Source organism: Providencia sp. PROV252, assembly GCF_033676005.1.
GTDB lineage: Bacteria > Pseudomonadota > Gammaproteobacteria > Enterobacterales > Enterobacteriaceae > Providencia > Providencia vermicola.
The window spans coordinates 1,044,471-1,060,488 of record NZ_CP096294.1; the positions used below are offsets into that span (position 1 = coordinate 1,044,471).

The 16,018-nt window shown below is 44.2% G+C and carries 10 protein-coding genes, 3 tRNA genes, 3 rRNA genes and 1 other annotated feature; of the genes, 9 read left to right on the top strand and 7 right to left on the bottom strand.

Annotated elements, in window-relative coordinates; all coding sequences use genetic code 11:
• Window positions 1–29 precede the first annotated feature (29 nt).
• The 3 genes from pheA to bamD all read right to left on the bottom strand — a co-directional run bounded on the left by pheA (window position 30) and on the right by bamD (window position 2,899).
• Complete coding sequence (pheA, locus tag M1F05_RS04540; protein ID WP_206084779.1) at window positions 30–1,202, bottom strand: bifunctional chorismate mutase/prephenate dehydratase; 1,173 nt, start codon at window positions 1,200–1,202, stop codon at window positions 30–32.
• 25 nt (window positions 1,203–1,227) lie between these two features.
• Window positions 1,228–1,346, bottom strand: a sequence feature (Phe leader region).
• Window positions 1,347–1,487: 141 nt separating this feature from the next.
• Window positions 1,488–1,817 (bottom strand): ribosome-associated translation inhibitor RaiA, encoded by a 330-nt coding sequence (raiA, locus tag M1F05_RS04545; protein WP_206084780.1) that lies wholly within the window; start codon window positions 1,815–1,817, stop codon window positions 1,488–1,490.
• A gap of 350 nt (window positions 1,818–2,167) precedes the next feature.
• Window positions 2,168–2,899 carry an outer membrane protein assembly factor BamD gene (bamD, locus tag M1F05_RS04550; RefSeq protein ID WP_206084797.1) on the bottom strand — a complete coding sequence of 244 codons (732 nt, stop codon included), beginning with the start codon at window positions 2,897–2,899 and terminating at the stop codon, window positions 2,168–2,170.
• Between the two features lie 137 nt (window positions 2,900–3,036).
• On the opposite strand from bamD, the gene rluD reads away from it, so the two are divergent.
• The 9 genes from rluD to M1F05_RS04595 all read left to right on the top strand — a co-directional run bounded on the left by rluD (window position 3,037) and on the right by M1F05_RS04595 (window position 13,520).
• On the top strand, window positions 3,037–4,014 hold the full coding sequence (rluD, locus tag M1F05_RS04555; protein ID WP_047757334.1) for a 23S rRNA pseudouridine(1911/1915/1917) synthase RluD: 978 nt from the start codon (window positions 3,037–3,039) through the stop codon (window positions 4,012–4,014).
• Window positions 4,014–4,748, top strand: coding sequence for a purine nucleoside phosphorylase YfiH (gene yfiH / locus M1F05_RS04560; protein WP_206084781.1), 735 nt, complete (start codon window positions 4,014–4,016; stop codon window positions 4,746–4,748). The genes rluD and yfiH overlap by 1 nt, the downstream gene beginning before the upstream one ends.
• Before the next feature lie 124 nt (window positions 4,749–4,872).
• On the top strand, window positions 4,873–7,446 hold the full coding sequence (clpB, locus tag M1F05_RS04565; protein WP_206084782.1) for an ATP-dependent chaperone ClpB: 2,574 nt from the start codon (window positions 4,873–4,875) through the stop codon (window positions 7,444–7,446).
• Window positions 7,447–7,992: 546 nt separating this feature from the next.
• Window positions 7,993–9,532 (top strand): 16S ribosomal RNA (locus M1F05_RS04570).
• 65 nt (window positions 9,533–9,597) lie between these two features.
• Window positions 9,598–9,674 (top strand) — tRNA-Ile (locus tag M1F05_RS04575).
• 140 nt (window positions 9,675–9,814) lie between these two features.
• A tRNA-Ala gene (locus M1F05_RS04580) sits at window positions 9,815–9,890 on the top strand.
• A gap of 329 nt (window positions 9,891–10,219) precedes the next feature.
• A 23S ribosomal RNA gene (locus M1F05_RS04585) occupies window positions 10,220–13,126 on the top strand.
• 142 nt (window positions 13,127–13,268) lie between these two features.
• Window positions 13,269–13,384: ribosomal RNA gene (gene rrf, locus M1F05_RS04590) — 5S ribosomal RNA — on the top strand.
• Together the 16S, 23S and 5S rRNA genes with 3 tRNA genes alongside form the textbook arrangement of a ribosomal RNA operon.
• 59 nt (window positions 13,385–13,443) lie before the next feature.
• A tRNA-Asp gene (locus M1F05_RS04595) sits at window positions 13,444–13,520 on the top strand.
• A 608-nt stretch (window positions 13,521–14,128) separates the two neighbouring features.
• On the opposite strand, the gene M1F05_RS04600 is transcribed toward M1F05_RS04595, so the two are convergent.
• The 4 genes from M1F05_RS04600 to M1F05_RS04615 form a co-directional block, all read right to left on the bottom strand.
• Window positions 14,129–14,839, bottom strand: a complete 711-nt coding sequence (locus tag M1F05_RS04600; RefSeq protein WP_206085234.1) for an ArsR/SmtB family transcription factor — start codon at window positions 14,837–14,839, stop codon at window positions 14,129–14,131.
• Window positions 14,820–15,224 carry an amino acid-binding protein gene (locus M1F05_RS04605; RefSeq protein ID WP_206085235.1) on the bottom strand — a complete coding sequence of 135 codons (405 nt, stop codon included), beginning with the start codon at window positions 15,222–15,224 and terminating at the stop codon, window positions 14,820–14,822. Before M1F05_RS04605 ends, M1F05_RS04600 begins: the two co-directional genes overlap by 20 nt.
• Window positions 15,217–15,540, bottom strand: coding sequence for an antibiotic biosynthesis monooxygenase family protein (locus M1F05_RS04610; RefSeq protein ID WP_206085236.1), 324 nt, complete (start codon window positions 15,538–15,540; stop codon window positions 15,217–15,219). The genes M1F05_RS04605 and M1F05_RS04610 overlap by 8 nt, the downstream gene beginning before the upstream one ends.
• A 109-nt stretch (window positions 15,541–15,649) precedes the next feature.
• Window positions 15,650–15,994 (bottom strand): YfiM family lipoprotein, encoded by a 345-nt coding sequence (locus tag M1F05_RS04615; RefSeq protein ID WP_206085237.1) that lies wholly within the window; start codon window positions 15,992–15,994, stop codon window positions 15,650–15,652.
• Window positions 15,995–16,018: the final 24 nt, after the last annotated feature.

Sequence of the window (16,018 nt, forward strand, 5' to 3'; positions counted from 1 at the left end):
TTCTATTTAAGCAGCCTTTTTACGTTTAATTATGGTGCTACTTTTTCAGGTTCAACGGGAACAATATTTTCAGATGGATAGCAGCCTAACACTTTTATTGAGCGCGTAATCGCAGAAAGTTCTTTGAGTGCTTGTTGCAGGTTATCTGAACGTAAGTTCGCATGAACATCCACATAAAACATCTCCTCCCAAGGTTTGCCATTAATTGGGCGAGACTCTAATTTACTCATAATTATCTTATTATTTTTTAAGATAATTAGCGCATCAACCAATGCACCAGCTTGCTGACCTGTGGTGATTAATAACGTGGTTTTAGCAGGAACTTGTTCAGTGACTTCAATAGACTGTGGTGCAACGACAATAAAGCGGGTCATATTGATTTGTTGGTTTGCTAAATTGTGTTCAACAACATGTAAGTTATACAGTGCGCCACCTGCTTCACTGCCCAGGGCTGCAACATTAGGGGAGTCTTGCTCCGCCACCATTTGCATCGCAGTTGATGTACTGTCGCAATATTTTATTTTCCACTGTGGGAACTGGGCTAAATATTGGCTGCATTGCTGGAAAGGTTGGGGGTGACTGTAAACCGTGTCAATGAGGCTTAAATCAGTATTACCCGTGGTAAGCAAACAGTGGTTAATGGGTAAACGGATTTCCCCCACAATAGAGAGTGATGTATTTTGCAGTAAATCATAAACATCATTAATGGCGCCAGAACTGGTATTTTCAATCGGTAAAATACCGTACTCTGCTTGTCCACTTTCGACTAATGAAAATATATCTTGGAATTTATTACAGCTACATTCGACGAGTTGGTCAAAATGGCGGGCCGAATATTGGCGAGCCGCGATATGTGAGTAAGAACCTTTGGGGCCTAAAAAAGCAAAACGGGCAGTGTCACTTGGTGTTAAGTTTAAGTGCTTTTGTAAAATCGCTTGTTGGGTTAATACAGAGTCCTCAATGATCATCTGAAATAAGCGAGTAATATAAAAGCCGTCAAGCCCCAGTAGCTTACCTTTATTAATTAACACATCTAAAAGCTGACGTTCGCGGTCTTTATCACGAATAGGGCGGTTGTCATCAATTTTTGTTTCCGCAACTTCTGCTGCAAACCCACGGCGTTTTGCCAAAAGGTTTAGGAGCTCACTATCTAACTGGCTTATTTTTTCTCTTACTTTCAGTAAATTAGTGCTGTTTTCCATCCTGCCCACCCTGTAATGTCGTGATATAAAAAAAGCCCCCTAGTTGGGGGCTTTCTAATTTTGTCTTCTTTTCTTTCTTGAACGACAAAAGCCCCTAATTAGGAGTTGCTAAAGAAGAAAAAGAAAACAAAATTACGTTTCATGTGAATACCTTTAAATAAACTTGATTCAAATAAACCCGATACGCAATAAGAAGTCAATAAAAAAGAATCATAAACATAAAAAACGCGCCTATTGCAGGCGCGTTTTACAAAGTTTCAAGATAAGTTGATAGATAATATAAAATTATAACGTAACGAGGTTCGCTTCTTTTACACTATTGTTGGCTCTTCTTGATTCTCCTTTATGTTGCACTTTATTGAGTTGTCTTTCGAGTTTGTTGATCAGTTCATTTATTGCAACGTACATATCTTCATGTTTGGCGCTAGCGACTAATTTACCTGTCGCTGTTTTGATATTTGCATCAACCATGAAACCTTGTGGCTCTTTTGATAAAACAATATGCGTATTTATCAGGGAAACTTGCCACTTATCCAATTTTGTTAGACGGCTGTCAATGTGTTCACGAATAGCTGGGGTAATATCCATTTGTTTGCTAGTTATGTTCACTATCATAGTGTTACCTCTCATTGTTTCCGTCTTTGATGAATTCAGAATACGCGTTATCAGTAATAAAAAATTGATGTAGATCACATCTGATTCAGGGGAGAGTCAACACGCATCCGAAGTGTGATTTTGTATAAAAAAGGGGAGGAAAAGCATTGCCAAAATGAATGGATTAGTGGAGACTGATTAGGTTGGCTATCGGTACGGTTAATAGTCGGATCTTTTTTTGGGTTAAAATTTAGCTAATCTAAAAGATTGATTAATACAAATAAAAAAGTAAAAGAATACGGTAACGATTGGAAGCCAATCAGACAAACAAAAACAGCAGCCGAGGCTGCTGTTTTAGATCAAACTCGAGATTATTGTGGGTTCGCAACAATAATACTTTCGGCTTTATTTGCTTCTTGGTTTAAACCCATTTGTTTATACGCAATTTCCATGTATGGCAAGGCATTACGTGTTGCTTCAGTGTCTGGGTAATCTTTCAGCATTTGTTCTGTGCGATTAACAACCGCGACATAAGCACCTCGTTTGTTGTAATATTCAACCACAGAAAGGTCGAATTTTGCCAAACGTTCTTTTAAGTAGACTAAGCGCTTGCTAGCATCGTTTGCATACATACTGTTAGGATAGTAGCGAACTAGCTGGCTTAAGTCCTTAAAGGCGACGCGAGCGTGCTGAGGGTCTCTATCTGAACGGTCGATACCGAATAAGCCTTGCAGTAAACTATCGTCCAAGGCCATAGCGGTTAAACCGCGCATGTAAAGTACATAGTCAATATTTGGATGAGTCGGGTTTAAACGCATGAAACGGTCAATTGCCGCTATCGCCATAGGCAGCTCAGCTGATTTATAATAGGCGTAAATCAGGTCTAATTGAACTTGCTGGGCGTATGGGCCAAACGGATAACGGTTATCAAGGGCTTCAAACTGTTTGATGGCAGCTTTAAAGTTACCGTCCTGTAGTTTTTGCTGACCCGTTGCATAGATTTCAGCTGGGGAGCTATCAGGGCTGACTTCAGGGTTGCTGGAGCACCCAGCTAAAACCAGGCTCAACGTGGCTGCAGCCACCAGATTTTTCATACGTATCATCACGTGTAGGTTATCCTCTGAGTGTTTCGAGGGAGTCTATCCATAAGGCTCCCGGCAAAATTCGAGTTACAATAGCATATATTTTAAATGAAACGGCAGCGCCGTCAAAATACAAACACCAAAAAGTAGATTAATTTATGGCTCAACAAGTACAACTTAGTGCAACTATCGCTGAATCACAGCTCGGTCAACGTTTAGATCAGGCTTTGGCCGAATTGTTCCCTGATTATTCACGTTCACGCATAAAAGAGTGGATTTTAGATGATAGAGTGCAGGTTAATGGCAAAGTTATCAATAAGCCAAAGGAAAAAGTTTTAGGTAGTGAACAAATTTTAATCGATGCCCTTATTGAAGAAGATAATCGTTGGGAACCTCAGGATATTCCACTTAACATTATTTATGAAGACGAAGATATCCTAATTATTAATAAACCGCGTGGATTAGTCGTACACCCAGGGGCTGGAAACCCAGACGGAACAATCCTAAATGCTTTATTATACCGTTACCCAGAAATTGTTGATGTTCCAAGAGCAGGGATTGTTCACCGTCTTGATAAAGACACCACTGGACTAATGGTGGTCGCAAAAACCGTTCCAGCACAAACCCATCTAGTCGAGTCTTTACAGTTAAGAGAAATTACGCGTGAGTATGAAGCGGTGGCGGTGGGTCGTATGACTGCTGGTGGTATGGTTGAAGAGCCGATTTCTCGCCACCCAACGAAAAGAACTCACATGGCGGTTCACCCAATGGGTAAACCAGCGGTCACACACTACCGCATCATGGAGCATTTTAGAGCACACACGCGTCTACGTTTACGTTTAGAAACGGGTAGAACGCACCAAATTCGTGTTCACATGGCACATATTAACCATCCATTAATTGGCGATCAATTATACGGTGGCCGTCCTCGCCCATTAAAAGGTGCCACGGAAGAGTTTTTAGAAGTGATGCGTAATTTCGATAGGCAAGCACTGCATGCAACAATGCTGCGCTTATATCACCCAATTTCAGGTATTCAAATGGAGTGGCATGCACCACTACCTGATGATATGGTTAAGCTTATTGAAGCCTTAAAGGCAGATACTGAACTTCATAAAGACAATATGGACTGGTAATGAGCACACTGATTTTCCCTGATTGGCCGCAGCCTAAAAGCGTATCAAGTTGTAGCACAACCCGTGCGGGTGGTGTGAGCCTGCCACCTTTTGACAGTTTGAATCTTGGCGACCATGTAGACGATCGCCCTGAAGCCGTCAGTGAAAATCGCCAGCGCCTTGTTGAACTTGCTCAATTACCACAACAACCCGTGTGGCTTGAGCAAGTCCATGGTACGCACGTTCTTCATCTTAATGGTGGTGAAATCAAAAACAAACAAGCAGATGCAGTGTATAGCAATCAAGCAGGGCAAGTTTGTGCCATTATGACGGCGGATTGCTTGCCTGTTTTATTTTGTAATCAAGCGGGAACAGAAGTTGCAGCGGCTCACGCAGGGTGGCGGGGGTTATGCAATGGCATTCTTGAAAATACGGTTCGTCAATTTATTAGTCCTGCTAATGAAATAATAGCGTGGCTCGGCCCTGCAATTGGTGCAAAAAAATTTGAAGTGGGCTCTGAAGTTAAACAGGCGTTTGTTAATCAATCATCTGATTTAGCTTCTGCTTTTACATCTCATAATGAAAAGTATCTTGCTGATATCTATTTATTAGCCCGTAAAAAGCTCAATGCGGTAGGGATTAATGCCATTTATGGTGGCGATTTTTGCACGGTAAGTGATGAAAACAGATTTTTTTCCTACCGACGTGAGGGAAAAACGGGAAGAATGGCTTCTTTGATATGGGTAAATAACTAGTGTTTAGCGTTTTACTCTAAATTAACAGATATAACAAAAATTATTCAATACAAAACTTGAATATTTAAAAATAGACCTCATCTAGTATCCAGTAGCAAATTTAATCTCATTTATCGGAGGTGTTATGCGTCTGGATCGTTTAACTAATAAATTCCAGCAAGCTCTCGCTGACGCCCAATCTTTAGCCCTTGGGCGTGAAAACCAGTTTATCGAACCTATTCATCTATTAAGTGCCTTATTTAATCAAGAAGGTGGCACAGTCCGTCCTTTGCTGACGACACTTGGCGTTAACGCGGTGCAATTTAAGCAAAAGATTGAAGATGCATTAGGGCGTTTGCCTCAAGTACAAGGTGTGGCAGGAGACGTTCAACCATCAAGTGACTTAATGCGTCACTTGAACCTATGTGATCAATTGGCACAAAAGCACGGAGATGACTTTATCTCCTCTGAATTATTTCTTATCGCCGCTTTAGAAGCCAATACAACATTAGCAGACATGCTCAAAGCAGCAGGTGTTAATAAAGATAATTTAAAAAAGGCAATAGAACAGATGCGTGGTGGAGAAAAAGTGAATGACCAAAGCGCTGAAGACCAGCGCCAAGCCTTGAAAAAATATACTGTTGATTTAACTGAACGTGCAGAACAAGGCAAATTAGACCCAGTGATTGGCCGCGACGAAGAAATTCGCCGTACTATCCAAGTATTACAACGTCGTACAAAAAACAACCCAGTGCTGATCGGTGAACCTGGTGTAGGTAAAACCGCCATTGTTGAAGGGCTGGCACAACGTATTGTGAATGGTGAAATACCTGAAGGCCTAAAAAACAAACGTGTTTTATCCCTTGATATGGGGGCCTTGATTGCGGGGGCTAAATATCGAGGTGAATTTGAAGAGCGTTTAAAAGCTGTTTTGAATGACCTCGCAAAACAAGAAGGCAACGTTATTCTCTTTATTGACGAATTGCATACCATGGTTGGTGCAGGTAAAGCAGATGGTGCAATGGATGCGGGGAATATGTTGAAACCTGCGCTTGCCCGAGGAGAATTACACTGTGTTGGTGCTACGACGTTAGATGAGTACCGTCAATACATTGAAAAAGACCCTGCGTTAGAACGTCGTTTCCAAAAAGTGTATGTCGCAGAGCCTTCAGTAGAAGACACGATTGCAATTTTGCGTGGTTTGAAAGAGCGTTATGAGCTTCATCACCATGTACAAATTACTGACCCTGCGATCGTCGCAGCAGCAACGTTATCGCATCGTTATATTACCGATCGTATGTTGCCAGACAAAGCTATCGACTTAATTGATGAAGCGGGTGCAAGCCTGCGTATGCAAATGGATTCAAAACCTGAATCCTTAGATAGATTAGAACGCCGTATTATTCAGCTGAAACTTGAACAGCAAGCACTGAAAAAAGAATCGGATGAGGCGAGTAAAAAACGTCTTGAAATGTTAGAAGAAGAACTGACAGAGAAAGAACGTGAATATTCTGCGTTAGAAGAAGAGTGGAAAGCGGAAAAAGCCTCGTTAACGGGCACTCAGCATATTAAAGCAGAACTGGAAAATACGCGTATCGAAATGGAAAAAGCGCGCCGTATGGGTGATTTAGCAAAAATGTCTGAATTACAATATGGTCGTATTCCTGAATTAGAAAAACAACTTGAAGCCGCAACTAAAGCGGAAGGTAAAAGCATGAAGCTTTTACGTAACAAGGTGACTGACGTTGAAATTGCTGAAATTCTAGCGCGCTGGACTGGCATCCCTGTTTCAAGAATGCTGGAAAGCGAAAGAGAGAAACTGTTACGTATGGAACAGCAACTCCATCAACGTGTGATTGGTCAAGACGAGGCAGTAGTGGCGGTATCGAATGCAATCCGTCGTAGCCGTGCAGGGTTGTCTGATCCCAATCGACCAATTGGTTCCTTTATGTTCTTAGGGCCAACAGGGGTCGGTAAAACCGAGTTATGTAAAGCATTGGCGAACTTTATGTTCGACAGTGACGATGCAATGGTGCGTATCGACATGTCCGAATTTATGGAAAAACATGCGGTATCACGTTTAGTGGGGGCACCTCCAGGGTATGTTGGTTATGAAGAAGGTGGGTATCTCACAGAAGCTATCAGACGTCGTCCATATTCTGTCATTTTGCTAGACGAAGTTGAAAAAGCACACCCTGATGTTTTTAACATCTTATTGCAAGTGTTGGATGATGGGCGTTTAACGGATGGTCAAGGCCGTACTGTAGACTTCCGTAATACAGTAATCATCATGACATCTAACTTGGGCTCTGACTTAATTCAAGAAAGATTTGGCATGATTGGTTACTCAGAGATGAAAGATATGGTGATGGAAGTGGTATCTCACAGCTTCAGGCCTGAGTTCATTAACCGTATTGATGAAGTGGTTGTTTTCCACCCACTAGGCAAAGAGCAAATTACGAATATTGCAAATATTCAGTTGGCTCGTTTATATAAACGTCTTGAAGAGCACGGTTATGAAGTTACCGCGACACCAGCAGCACTTGAGAAAATTGGTGAAGCAGGTTTTGATCCAATCTTTGGTGCAAGGCCGTTGAAACGTGCAATTCAGCAGGAAATTGAAAATCCGCTAGCACAAGAAATCTTGTCTGGTCGGTTACTTCCAGGAAAACCTGTTGTTTTAGATGTTGAAAACAACGAAATCGTAGCAAAACAGTAATCAATGAAGGAAGTTTAGTTCGTTGATTCAGTAGTAAAACTTAAAGGCGGCATTCGATATGCCGCCTTTTTCTTATCAATTTGGTTAGAAAATCGCTTTTTTTGGTCTAAAACTGGGCGTGAAGTGCAAAAGATAATCAGTTGAAAATTATTTTCAAAAAAACACTTGCCAGATTTTTCTGACTCCCTATAATGCGCATCCACTGACCGGGAACAAGACAACGCAAAGCGCGGTGAACACTGAAACGGCAGCGAGAGATTATGAAAAGAAAAAGCAAAAAATTGCTTGACTCTCACGGAGGAAAACGTATTATACGCCTCCTCGCAGCAACGACCCAGAAGGTCAATTTCACGATGAAATGCTGCAACGCTCTTTAACAATTTATCAGACAATCTGTGTGGGCACTCACAGGACACTATCAAAAAAATATTTGATTTTAAGTCTTGAAGAGTGACTAACACGTTAATTCATATATATGAACTAATAGGTAATATGTTTTCGTAAGAAGACATACGACAGTAAACATTCTTTGAGCATCAAGCTTTTTAATTGAAGAGTTTGATCATGGCTCAGATTGAACGCTGGCGGCAGGCCTAACACATGCAAGTCGAGCGGTAACAGGGGAAGCTTGCTTCCCGCTGACGAGCGGCGGACGGGTGAGTAATGTATGGGGATCTGCCCGATAGAGGGGGATAACTACTGGAAACGGTAGCTAATACCGCATAATCTCTAAGGAGCAAAGCAGGGGAACTTCGGTCCTTGCGCTATCGGATGAACCCATATGGGATTAGCTAGTAGGTGAGGTAATGGCTCACCTAGGCGACGATCCCTAGCTGGTCTGAGAGGATGATCAGCCACACTGGGACTGAGACACGGCCCAGACTCCTACGGGAGGCAGCAGTGGGGAATATTGCACAATGGGCGCAAGCCTGATGCAGCCATGCCGCGTGTATGAAGAAGGCCCTAGGGTTGTAAAGTACTTTCAGTCGGGAGGAAGGCGTTGATGCTAATATCATCAACGATTGACGTTACCGACAGAAGAAGCACCGGCTAACTCCGTGCCAGCAGCCGCGGTAATACGGAGGGTGCAAGCGTTAATCGGAATTACTGGGCGTAAAGCGCACGCAGGCGGTTGATTAAGTTAGATGTGAAATCTCCGGGCTTAACCTGGGAATGGCATCTAAGACTGGTCAGCTAGAGTCTTGTAGAGGGGGGTAGAATTCCATGTGTAGCGGTGAAATGCGTAGAGATGTGGAGGAATACCGGTGGCGAAGGCGGCCCCCTGGACAAAGACTGACGCTCAGGTGCGAAAGCGTGGGGAGCAAACAGGATTAGATACCCTGGTAGTCCACGCTGTAAACGATGTCGATTTGAAGGTTGTTCCCTTGAGGAGTGGCTTTCGGAGCTAACGCGTTAAATCGACCGCCTGGGGAGTACGGCCGCAAGGTTAAAACTCAAATGAATTGACGGGGGCCCGCACAAGCGGTGGAGCATGTGGTTTAATTCGATGCAACGCGAAGAACCTTACCTACTCTTGACATCCAGAGAATTTAGCAGAGATGCTTTAGTGCCTTCGGGAACTCTGAGACAGGTGCTGCATGGCTGTCGTCAGCTCGTGTTGTGAAATGTTGGGTTAAGTCCCGCAACGAGCGCAACCCTTATCCTTTGTTGCCAGCGATTCGGTCGGGAACTCAAAGGAGACTGCCGGTGATAAACCGGAGGAAGGTGGGGATGACGTCAAGTCATCATGGCCCTTACGAGTAGGGCTACACACGTGCTACAATGGCGTATACAAAGAGAAGCGACCTCGCGAGAGCAAGCGGAACTCATAAAGTACGTCGTAGTCCGGATTGGAGTCTGCAACTCGACTCCATGAAGTCGGAATCGCTAGTAATCGTAGATCAGAATGCTACGGTGAATACGTTCCCGGGCCTTGTACACACCGCCCGTCACACCATGGGAGTGGGTTGCAAAAGAAGTAGGTAGCTTAACCTTCGGGAGGGCGCTTACCACTTTGTGATTCATGACTGGGGTGAAGTCGTAACAAGGTAACCGTAGGGGAACCTGCGGTTGGATCACCTCCTTACCATTGAAGTGTTTTTGTGAAGTGCTCACACAGATTGTCTGATGAAATTAAAGTGCGGTATCGATAGGCTTGTAGCTCAGGTGGTTAGAGCGCACCCCTGATAAGGGTGAGGTCGGTGGTTCAAGTCCACTCAGGCCTACCACTTTTCTCTTATGCTGCGTTATGGTTCAGCTTGTTTACCCAAAAGTAAACGTCGCTAATCCACGCCTTGCCTAAGAAAAAAGACCTCCGAGTAAGAAAGAATCTTATCAGGAGATTAATCGATACTAAAAAAACCTTTATGGGGCTATAGCTCAGCTGGGAGAGCGCCTGCCTTGCACGCAGGAGGTCAGCGGTTCGATCCCGCTTAGCTCCACCATAAATTTTTTCTGATTATTCAGAATAGATTAGTCAAATAGTCTATTGCGAATAATTATGCTCTTTAACAATCTGGAACAAGCTGAAAATTGAAAACAACGCACATTGTTTATCGCTTAAACAATGTGAGAGTCTCTCAAAATTTCAGACCTGAAATTTTCGGTCACTAACTCGAGCGGCATGCGCGAGCAGTGTGAAATTCAAGGCGGACAGCGCACAGCCAGCGCAGCGTACATAGGTACGTGAGCATGGCGAGCACTGCCCAACGAAGAAGTTCACCACGCACAGCCATGACAGTAAAGTGAACGTTGAAACAATTTCGGGTTGTGAGGTTAAGCGACTAAGCGTACACGGTGGATGCCTAGGCAATCAGAGGCGATGAAGGACGTGCTAATCTGCGAAAAGCGTCGGTAAGGTGATATGAACCGTTATAACCGACGATATCCGAATGGGGAAACCCAGTGCAATTCGTTGCACTATCGTTTGATGAATACATAGTCAAACGAGGCGAACCGAGGGAACTGAAACATCTCAGTACCTCGAGGAAAAGAAATCAACCGAGATTCCCCTAGTAGCGGCGAGCGAACGGGGAGCAGCCCAGAGTCTTAATCAGCATTAGCATCAGGAGAACAGTCTGGAAAGGCTGGCAGTAAAGGGTGATAGCCCCGTATCCGAAGGTGTTGGTGTTGTGAACTCGACGAGTAGGGCGGGACACGTGTTATCCTGTCTGAATATGGGGGGACCATCCTCCAAGGCTAAATACTCCTGATTGACCGATAGTGAACCAGTACCGTGAGGGAAAGGCGAAAAGAACCCCGGCGAGGGGAGTGAAATAGAACCTGAAACCGTGTACGTACAAGCAGTGGGAGCACCCTTTGGGGTGTGACTGCGTACCTTTTGTATAATGGGTCAGCGACTTATATTCTGTAGCAAGGTTAACCGTATAGGGGAGCCGTAGGGAAACCGAGTCTTAACTGGGCGAATGAGTTGCAGGGTATAGACCCGAAACCCGGTGATCTAGCCATGGGCAGGTTGAAGGTTGGGTAACACTAACTGGAGGACCGAACCGACTAATGTTGAAAAATTAGCGGATGACTTGTGGCTGGGGGTGAAAGGCCAATCAAACCGGGAGATAGCTGGTTCTCCCCGAAAGCTATTTAGGTAGCGCCTCGTGAACTCATCTTCGGGGGTAGAGCACTGTTTCGACTAGGGGGTCATCCCGACTTACCAACTCGATGCAAACTACGAATACCGAAGAATGTTATCACGGGAGACACACGGCGGGTGCTAACGTTCGTCGTGAAGAGGGAAACAACCCAGACCGCCAGCTAAGGTCCCAAAGTCATAGTTAAGTGGGAAACGAAGTGGGAAGGCTCAGACAGCCAGGATGTTGGCTTAGAAGCAGCCATCATTTAAAGAAAGCGTAATAGCTCACTGGTCGAGTCGGCCTGCGCGGAAGATGTAACGGGGCTAAACTATGCACCGAAGCTGCGGCAGCGATATTTAGATATTGTTGGGTAGGGGAGCGTTCTGTAAGCCTGTGAAGGTGTACTGTGAGGTATGCTGGAGGTATCAGAAGTGCGAATGCTGACATAAGTAACGATAATGCGGGTGAAAAACCCGCACGCCGGAAGACCAAGGGTTCCTGTCCAACGTTAATCGGGGCAGGGTGAGTCGACCCCTAAGGCGAGGCAGAAATGCGTAGTCGATGGGAAACGGGTTAATATTCCCGTACTGGTGATAATTGCGATGGGGGGACGGAGAAGGTTAGGCTGGCCGGGCGACGGTTGTCCCGGTTTAAGGATGTAGGCAGGTGAATTAGGCAAATCCGGTTCACTATATGCTGAGGTCTGATGACGAGTCACTACGGTGGCGAAGTAGCTCATACCCCGCTTCCAGGAAAAGCCTCTAAGCTCTAGATTATCATTAATCGTACCCCAAACCGACACAGGTGGTCAGGTAGAGAATACTCAGGCGCTTGAGAGAACTCGGGTGAAGGAACTAGGCAAAATGGTGCCGTAACTTCGGGAGAAGGCACGCTGGCATTAGGTGAAGTGGTTTACCCATGGAGCTGAAGCCAGTCGCAGATACCAGCTGGCTGCAACTGTTTATTAAAAACACAGCACTGTGCAAACACGAAAGTGGACGTATACGGTGTGACGCCTGCCCGGTGCTGGAAGGTTAATTGATGGGGTTATCCGTAAGGAGAAGCTCTTGATCGAAGCCCCAGTAAACGGCGGCCGTAACTATAACGGTCCTAAGGTAGCGAAATTCCTTGTCGGGTAAGTTCCGACCTGCACGAATGGCGTAATGATGGCCAGGCTGTCTCCACCCGAGACTCAGTGAAATTGAACTCGCTGTGAAGATGCAGTGTACCCGCGGCAAGACGGAAAGACCCCGTGAACCTTTACTATAGCTTGACACTGAACATTGAGCCTTGATGTGTAGGATAGGTGGGAGGCTTTGAAGCGTGGACGCCAGTCTGCGTGGAGCCAACCTTGAAATACCACCCTTTAATGTTTGATGTTCTAACGTTGCCCCATTATCTGGGGTGCGGACAGTGTCTGGTGGGTAGTTTGACTGGGGCGGTCTCCTCCCAAAGAGTAACGGAGGAGCACGAAGGTTGGCTAAGCATGGTCGGACATCATGCGGTTAGTGCAAAGGCATAAGCCAGCTTGACTGCGAGAGTGACGGCTCGAGCAGGTACGAAAGTAGGTCTTAGTGATCCGGTGGTTCTGAATGGAAGGGCCATCGCTCAACGGATAAAAGGTACTCCGGGGATAACAGGCTGATACCGCCCAAGAGTTCATATCGACGGCGGTGTTTGGCACCTCGATGTCGGCTCATCACATCCTGGGGCTGAAGTAGGTCCCAAGGGTACGGCTGTTCGCCGTTTAAAGTGGTACGCGAGCTGGGTTTAGAACGTCGTGAGACAGTTCGGTCCCTATCTGCCGTGGGCGTTGGAAGATTGAAAGGGGCTGCTCCTAGTACGAGAGGACCGGAGTGGACGCACCACTGGTGTTCGGGTTGTCATGCCAATGGCATTGCCCGGTAGCTAAGTGCGGAAAAGATAACCGCTGAAAGCATCTAAGCGGGAAACTTGCCTTGAGATGAGTCTTCCCTGACTCTTTAAGGGTCCTAAAGGAACGTTTAAGACTAAGACGTTGATAGGTTGGGTGTGTAAGCGTAGCGATACGTTGAGCTAACCAATACTAATGAACCGTGAGGCTTAACCTGACAACACCGAAGGTGTTTTAGAGAGACGAGATAGTTTTCGAATGTGGGTGAGAAGCCGAAAGGTGAAGGACACAGCAGCTTGTTCAAGATTGATGTTCTGGTTTAGCGAAGAAAAGCGCTGAACGGGAACGAACCGAATTTGTCTGGCGGCAATAGCGCGGTGGTCCCACCTGACCCCATGCCGAACTCAGCAGTGAAACGCCGTAGCGCCGATGGTAGTGTGGGGTCTCCCCATGTGAGAGTAGGGAACTGCCAGACATTAATTAAAAGTTTATTGCTCAATAGCAGTAAGCTGCCGAAAGGCAAAAAGAATAAGTGGAGCGGTAGTTCAGTTGGTTAGAATACCTGCCTGTCACGCAGGGGGTCGCGGGTTCGAGTCCCGTCCGTTCCGCCACTTATCGAAACCCCGTGATGAAAATCACGGGGTTTTTGTTTTATATGTTTATTTAAAAAATCCTATCTTAAATAGCTTTATATTAGTAATTCCATAATCTTTATCGAACTGTTTCACGATTAAATAAACTGGTCATAAAAATATTCGCTATTAATTTAAAGTAGTGAAAATAGTTCGTGCATTTAATTATGTTAGCGATTTATACCGATCTTTCTAGACCGCCGCAGTTATCGCTATAGTGAATGTAACGACAAGGTATAAAGTAGTGAGTAACAACTCACATCGTTATGGAAACAGTGGGATGACACCAGAGGACAAGGTGTTATAACTAAGCTATTAATTCAGTGAGTGTAATTTCAGATATAAAATACGCGAGTAGCAGCTTGGGACTTTATTTTTTTGGATGACAGTGGGAACGGCTTACTGAATACCGTTTGTTAAGTTTATCATTTAAATGAATACAGTTGAGGAGTACAAAGTAGTGAGCAACGCATAGAATTATGGAAGTATACCCACATCGCATAAGACTGCGAATAATCACTCACCACTTGGTGTATTAGAACAATATAGCGAAACGTAAAAGTTATATACGTCTCTAGTGATGAAGTTTATACGATATCAATGCCAAAAATGCGTTTTAGAGCTTTTTTGCCACTTGTCGTAAACGTAACCTCACGGTAGCCTGCTGTTTTTACTATCCATTCGTTTTGCTCAAAAGCGTGTAATAATGCAGCACCTGCGCTTCCACCTAAGTGCATACGTCTTTCACTCCAATCTAGGCAAGCACACGCCATTTTGCGTTTAGTGTGCATTGGAATATTGATATTGAGGTTGTGAAATTGCTCAATACCAATCATTGATAATTTATTTTCTTTAGATGTAAACCAGCCATTTTTATCCATAAAATCATAAATCTGAACTGCTATTTCCCCCGCTAAGTGGTCATAGCAAGTACGCGCTTTTCTTAAATGAATAGGGGTCGAGATTGGAGCCTGATATTCTAGCTTCATCGAAACCCCCATTAATATTTCCAGCAATTCAGCAATGTCCGATCCTGCAAGCCGGTAATAACGGTGTCTGCCTTGAGACAAACAACTAATTAAGTGGTTATTCAAAAGTTTCGTTAGGTGAGCACTGGTTGTTGAAGGTGCAATGTTTGCTGCAGCGCTTAACTCTGTCGCTGTCCAAGCTCTACCATCCATTAAAGCGCAGAGAATGCTGACCCTTGACGGGTCAGCAATAGCGGAGGCAACTTTTGAAATGGATTTTTCTAAATGCTCATTTTCATCAATGGGTTGGTTAATTTTGTTTTTTATCATTAGGGATATCCCATTTTTTAGTTACTTCTGAGGCTAATTCATTGTTGTCAGTTATAAGTATTAGCCTGTTATGATGATCGCTATATTGAATTAGGATATTAATTTGGTGGTTTGCTAGGCACTGTGCTATGTCACCAAGCTCCCCTGGCCGTTCTTGCTTTAGCTTACGAATTACAGGCTGTGAAATGCTTTCTACTTGTATGCCAGCTTTAGCTAGTGCCTTTTTAGCTTCTTCAGGCTGTGTGATTAAAAAATGCGCATGGCTTTTTCCTTCGACAGAAAATACCCCGCCACCTTCTAAACCAACACCATGTTGGCCTAAAGTTGTCGCGAGTAATGCTAATGTACCCACTTGGTTTTCAATAATGACATGAATATCATACATTGTAGTTATCCTCTTTATCGAAGGAATAATCCCTTATGGTCTGTGAAACTCGAATGCGATAATGAGAAAAAACGGATTTTTTCCCTTCATTTTGCGCACTTTGGTGCATAAAATGACGTTTCCATTCCATCACAGCGGCTTCATTTTCCCACCAAGACAGCGATAAAATTTTTCCTTCAGTGGTGATACTTTGAAAACGCTCAACCGAAATAAAACCTTCAATGTTTACTAGTTCAGATTTTAATTCAGCAGCAAGTTCAAAATAACGCGTTTTTTGCTCAGGGATTGGAATAGCTTCAAAGATCACCGCAATCATAGAATTCTCCTTAATGTAGAAAGCGTAAATATAAACTTTTCATTAATTAATACTTCGATGATGGACGAAGTATTAATAGCAATAGAGAGGATGATATTGAGAATAAGGATTACTTAAGAGATTGGTATAAAGTATAACCAGCGACGGATCCTGCTACATCATAGGCAAAGTCGTGCCAGCTCCAACCCGTTCCTTCGGGGCGGCTATCATAGAGTTCTTTCGCAGCACCAAGTGAAATAGAAAATAACAGACCAAATTGAGCGGCATGACGATGTGACATATTTTGTCTGTCTGCATAAGCATTACCTGCCGCAGCCATCGCCGCGGAGAATGCAAAATGCTGCGCTTTGTCTTTACCTTTCCAGTTATCATTAGACCAATGGAAACCACTGCATGCTGTTGTTGATAACATTAGCGAGCAAATGATTAATGTTCTTATGATACTAGAGATCATTACCAGTCACCTAAATTGAAAAGC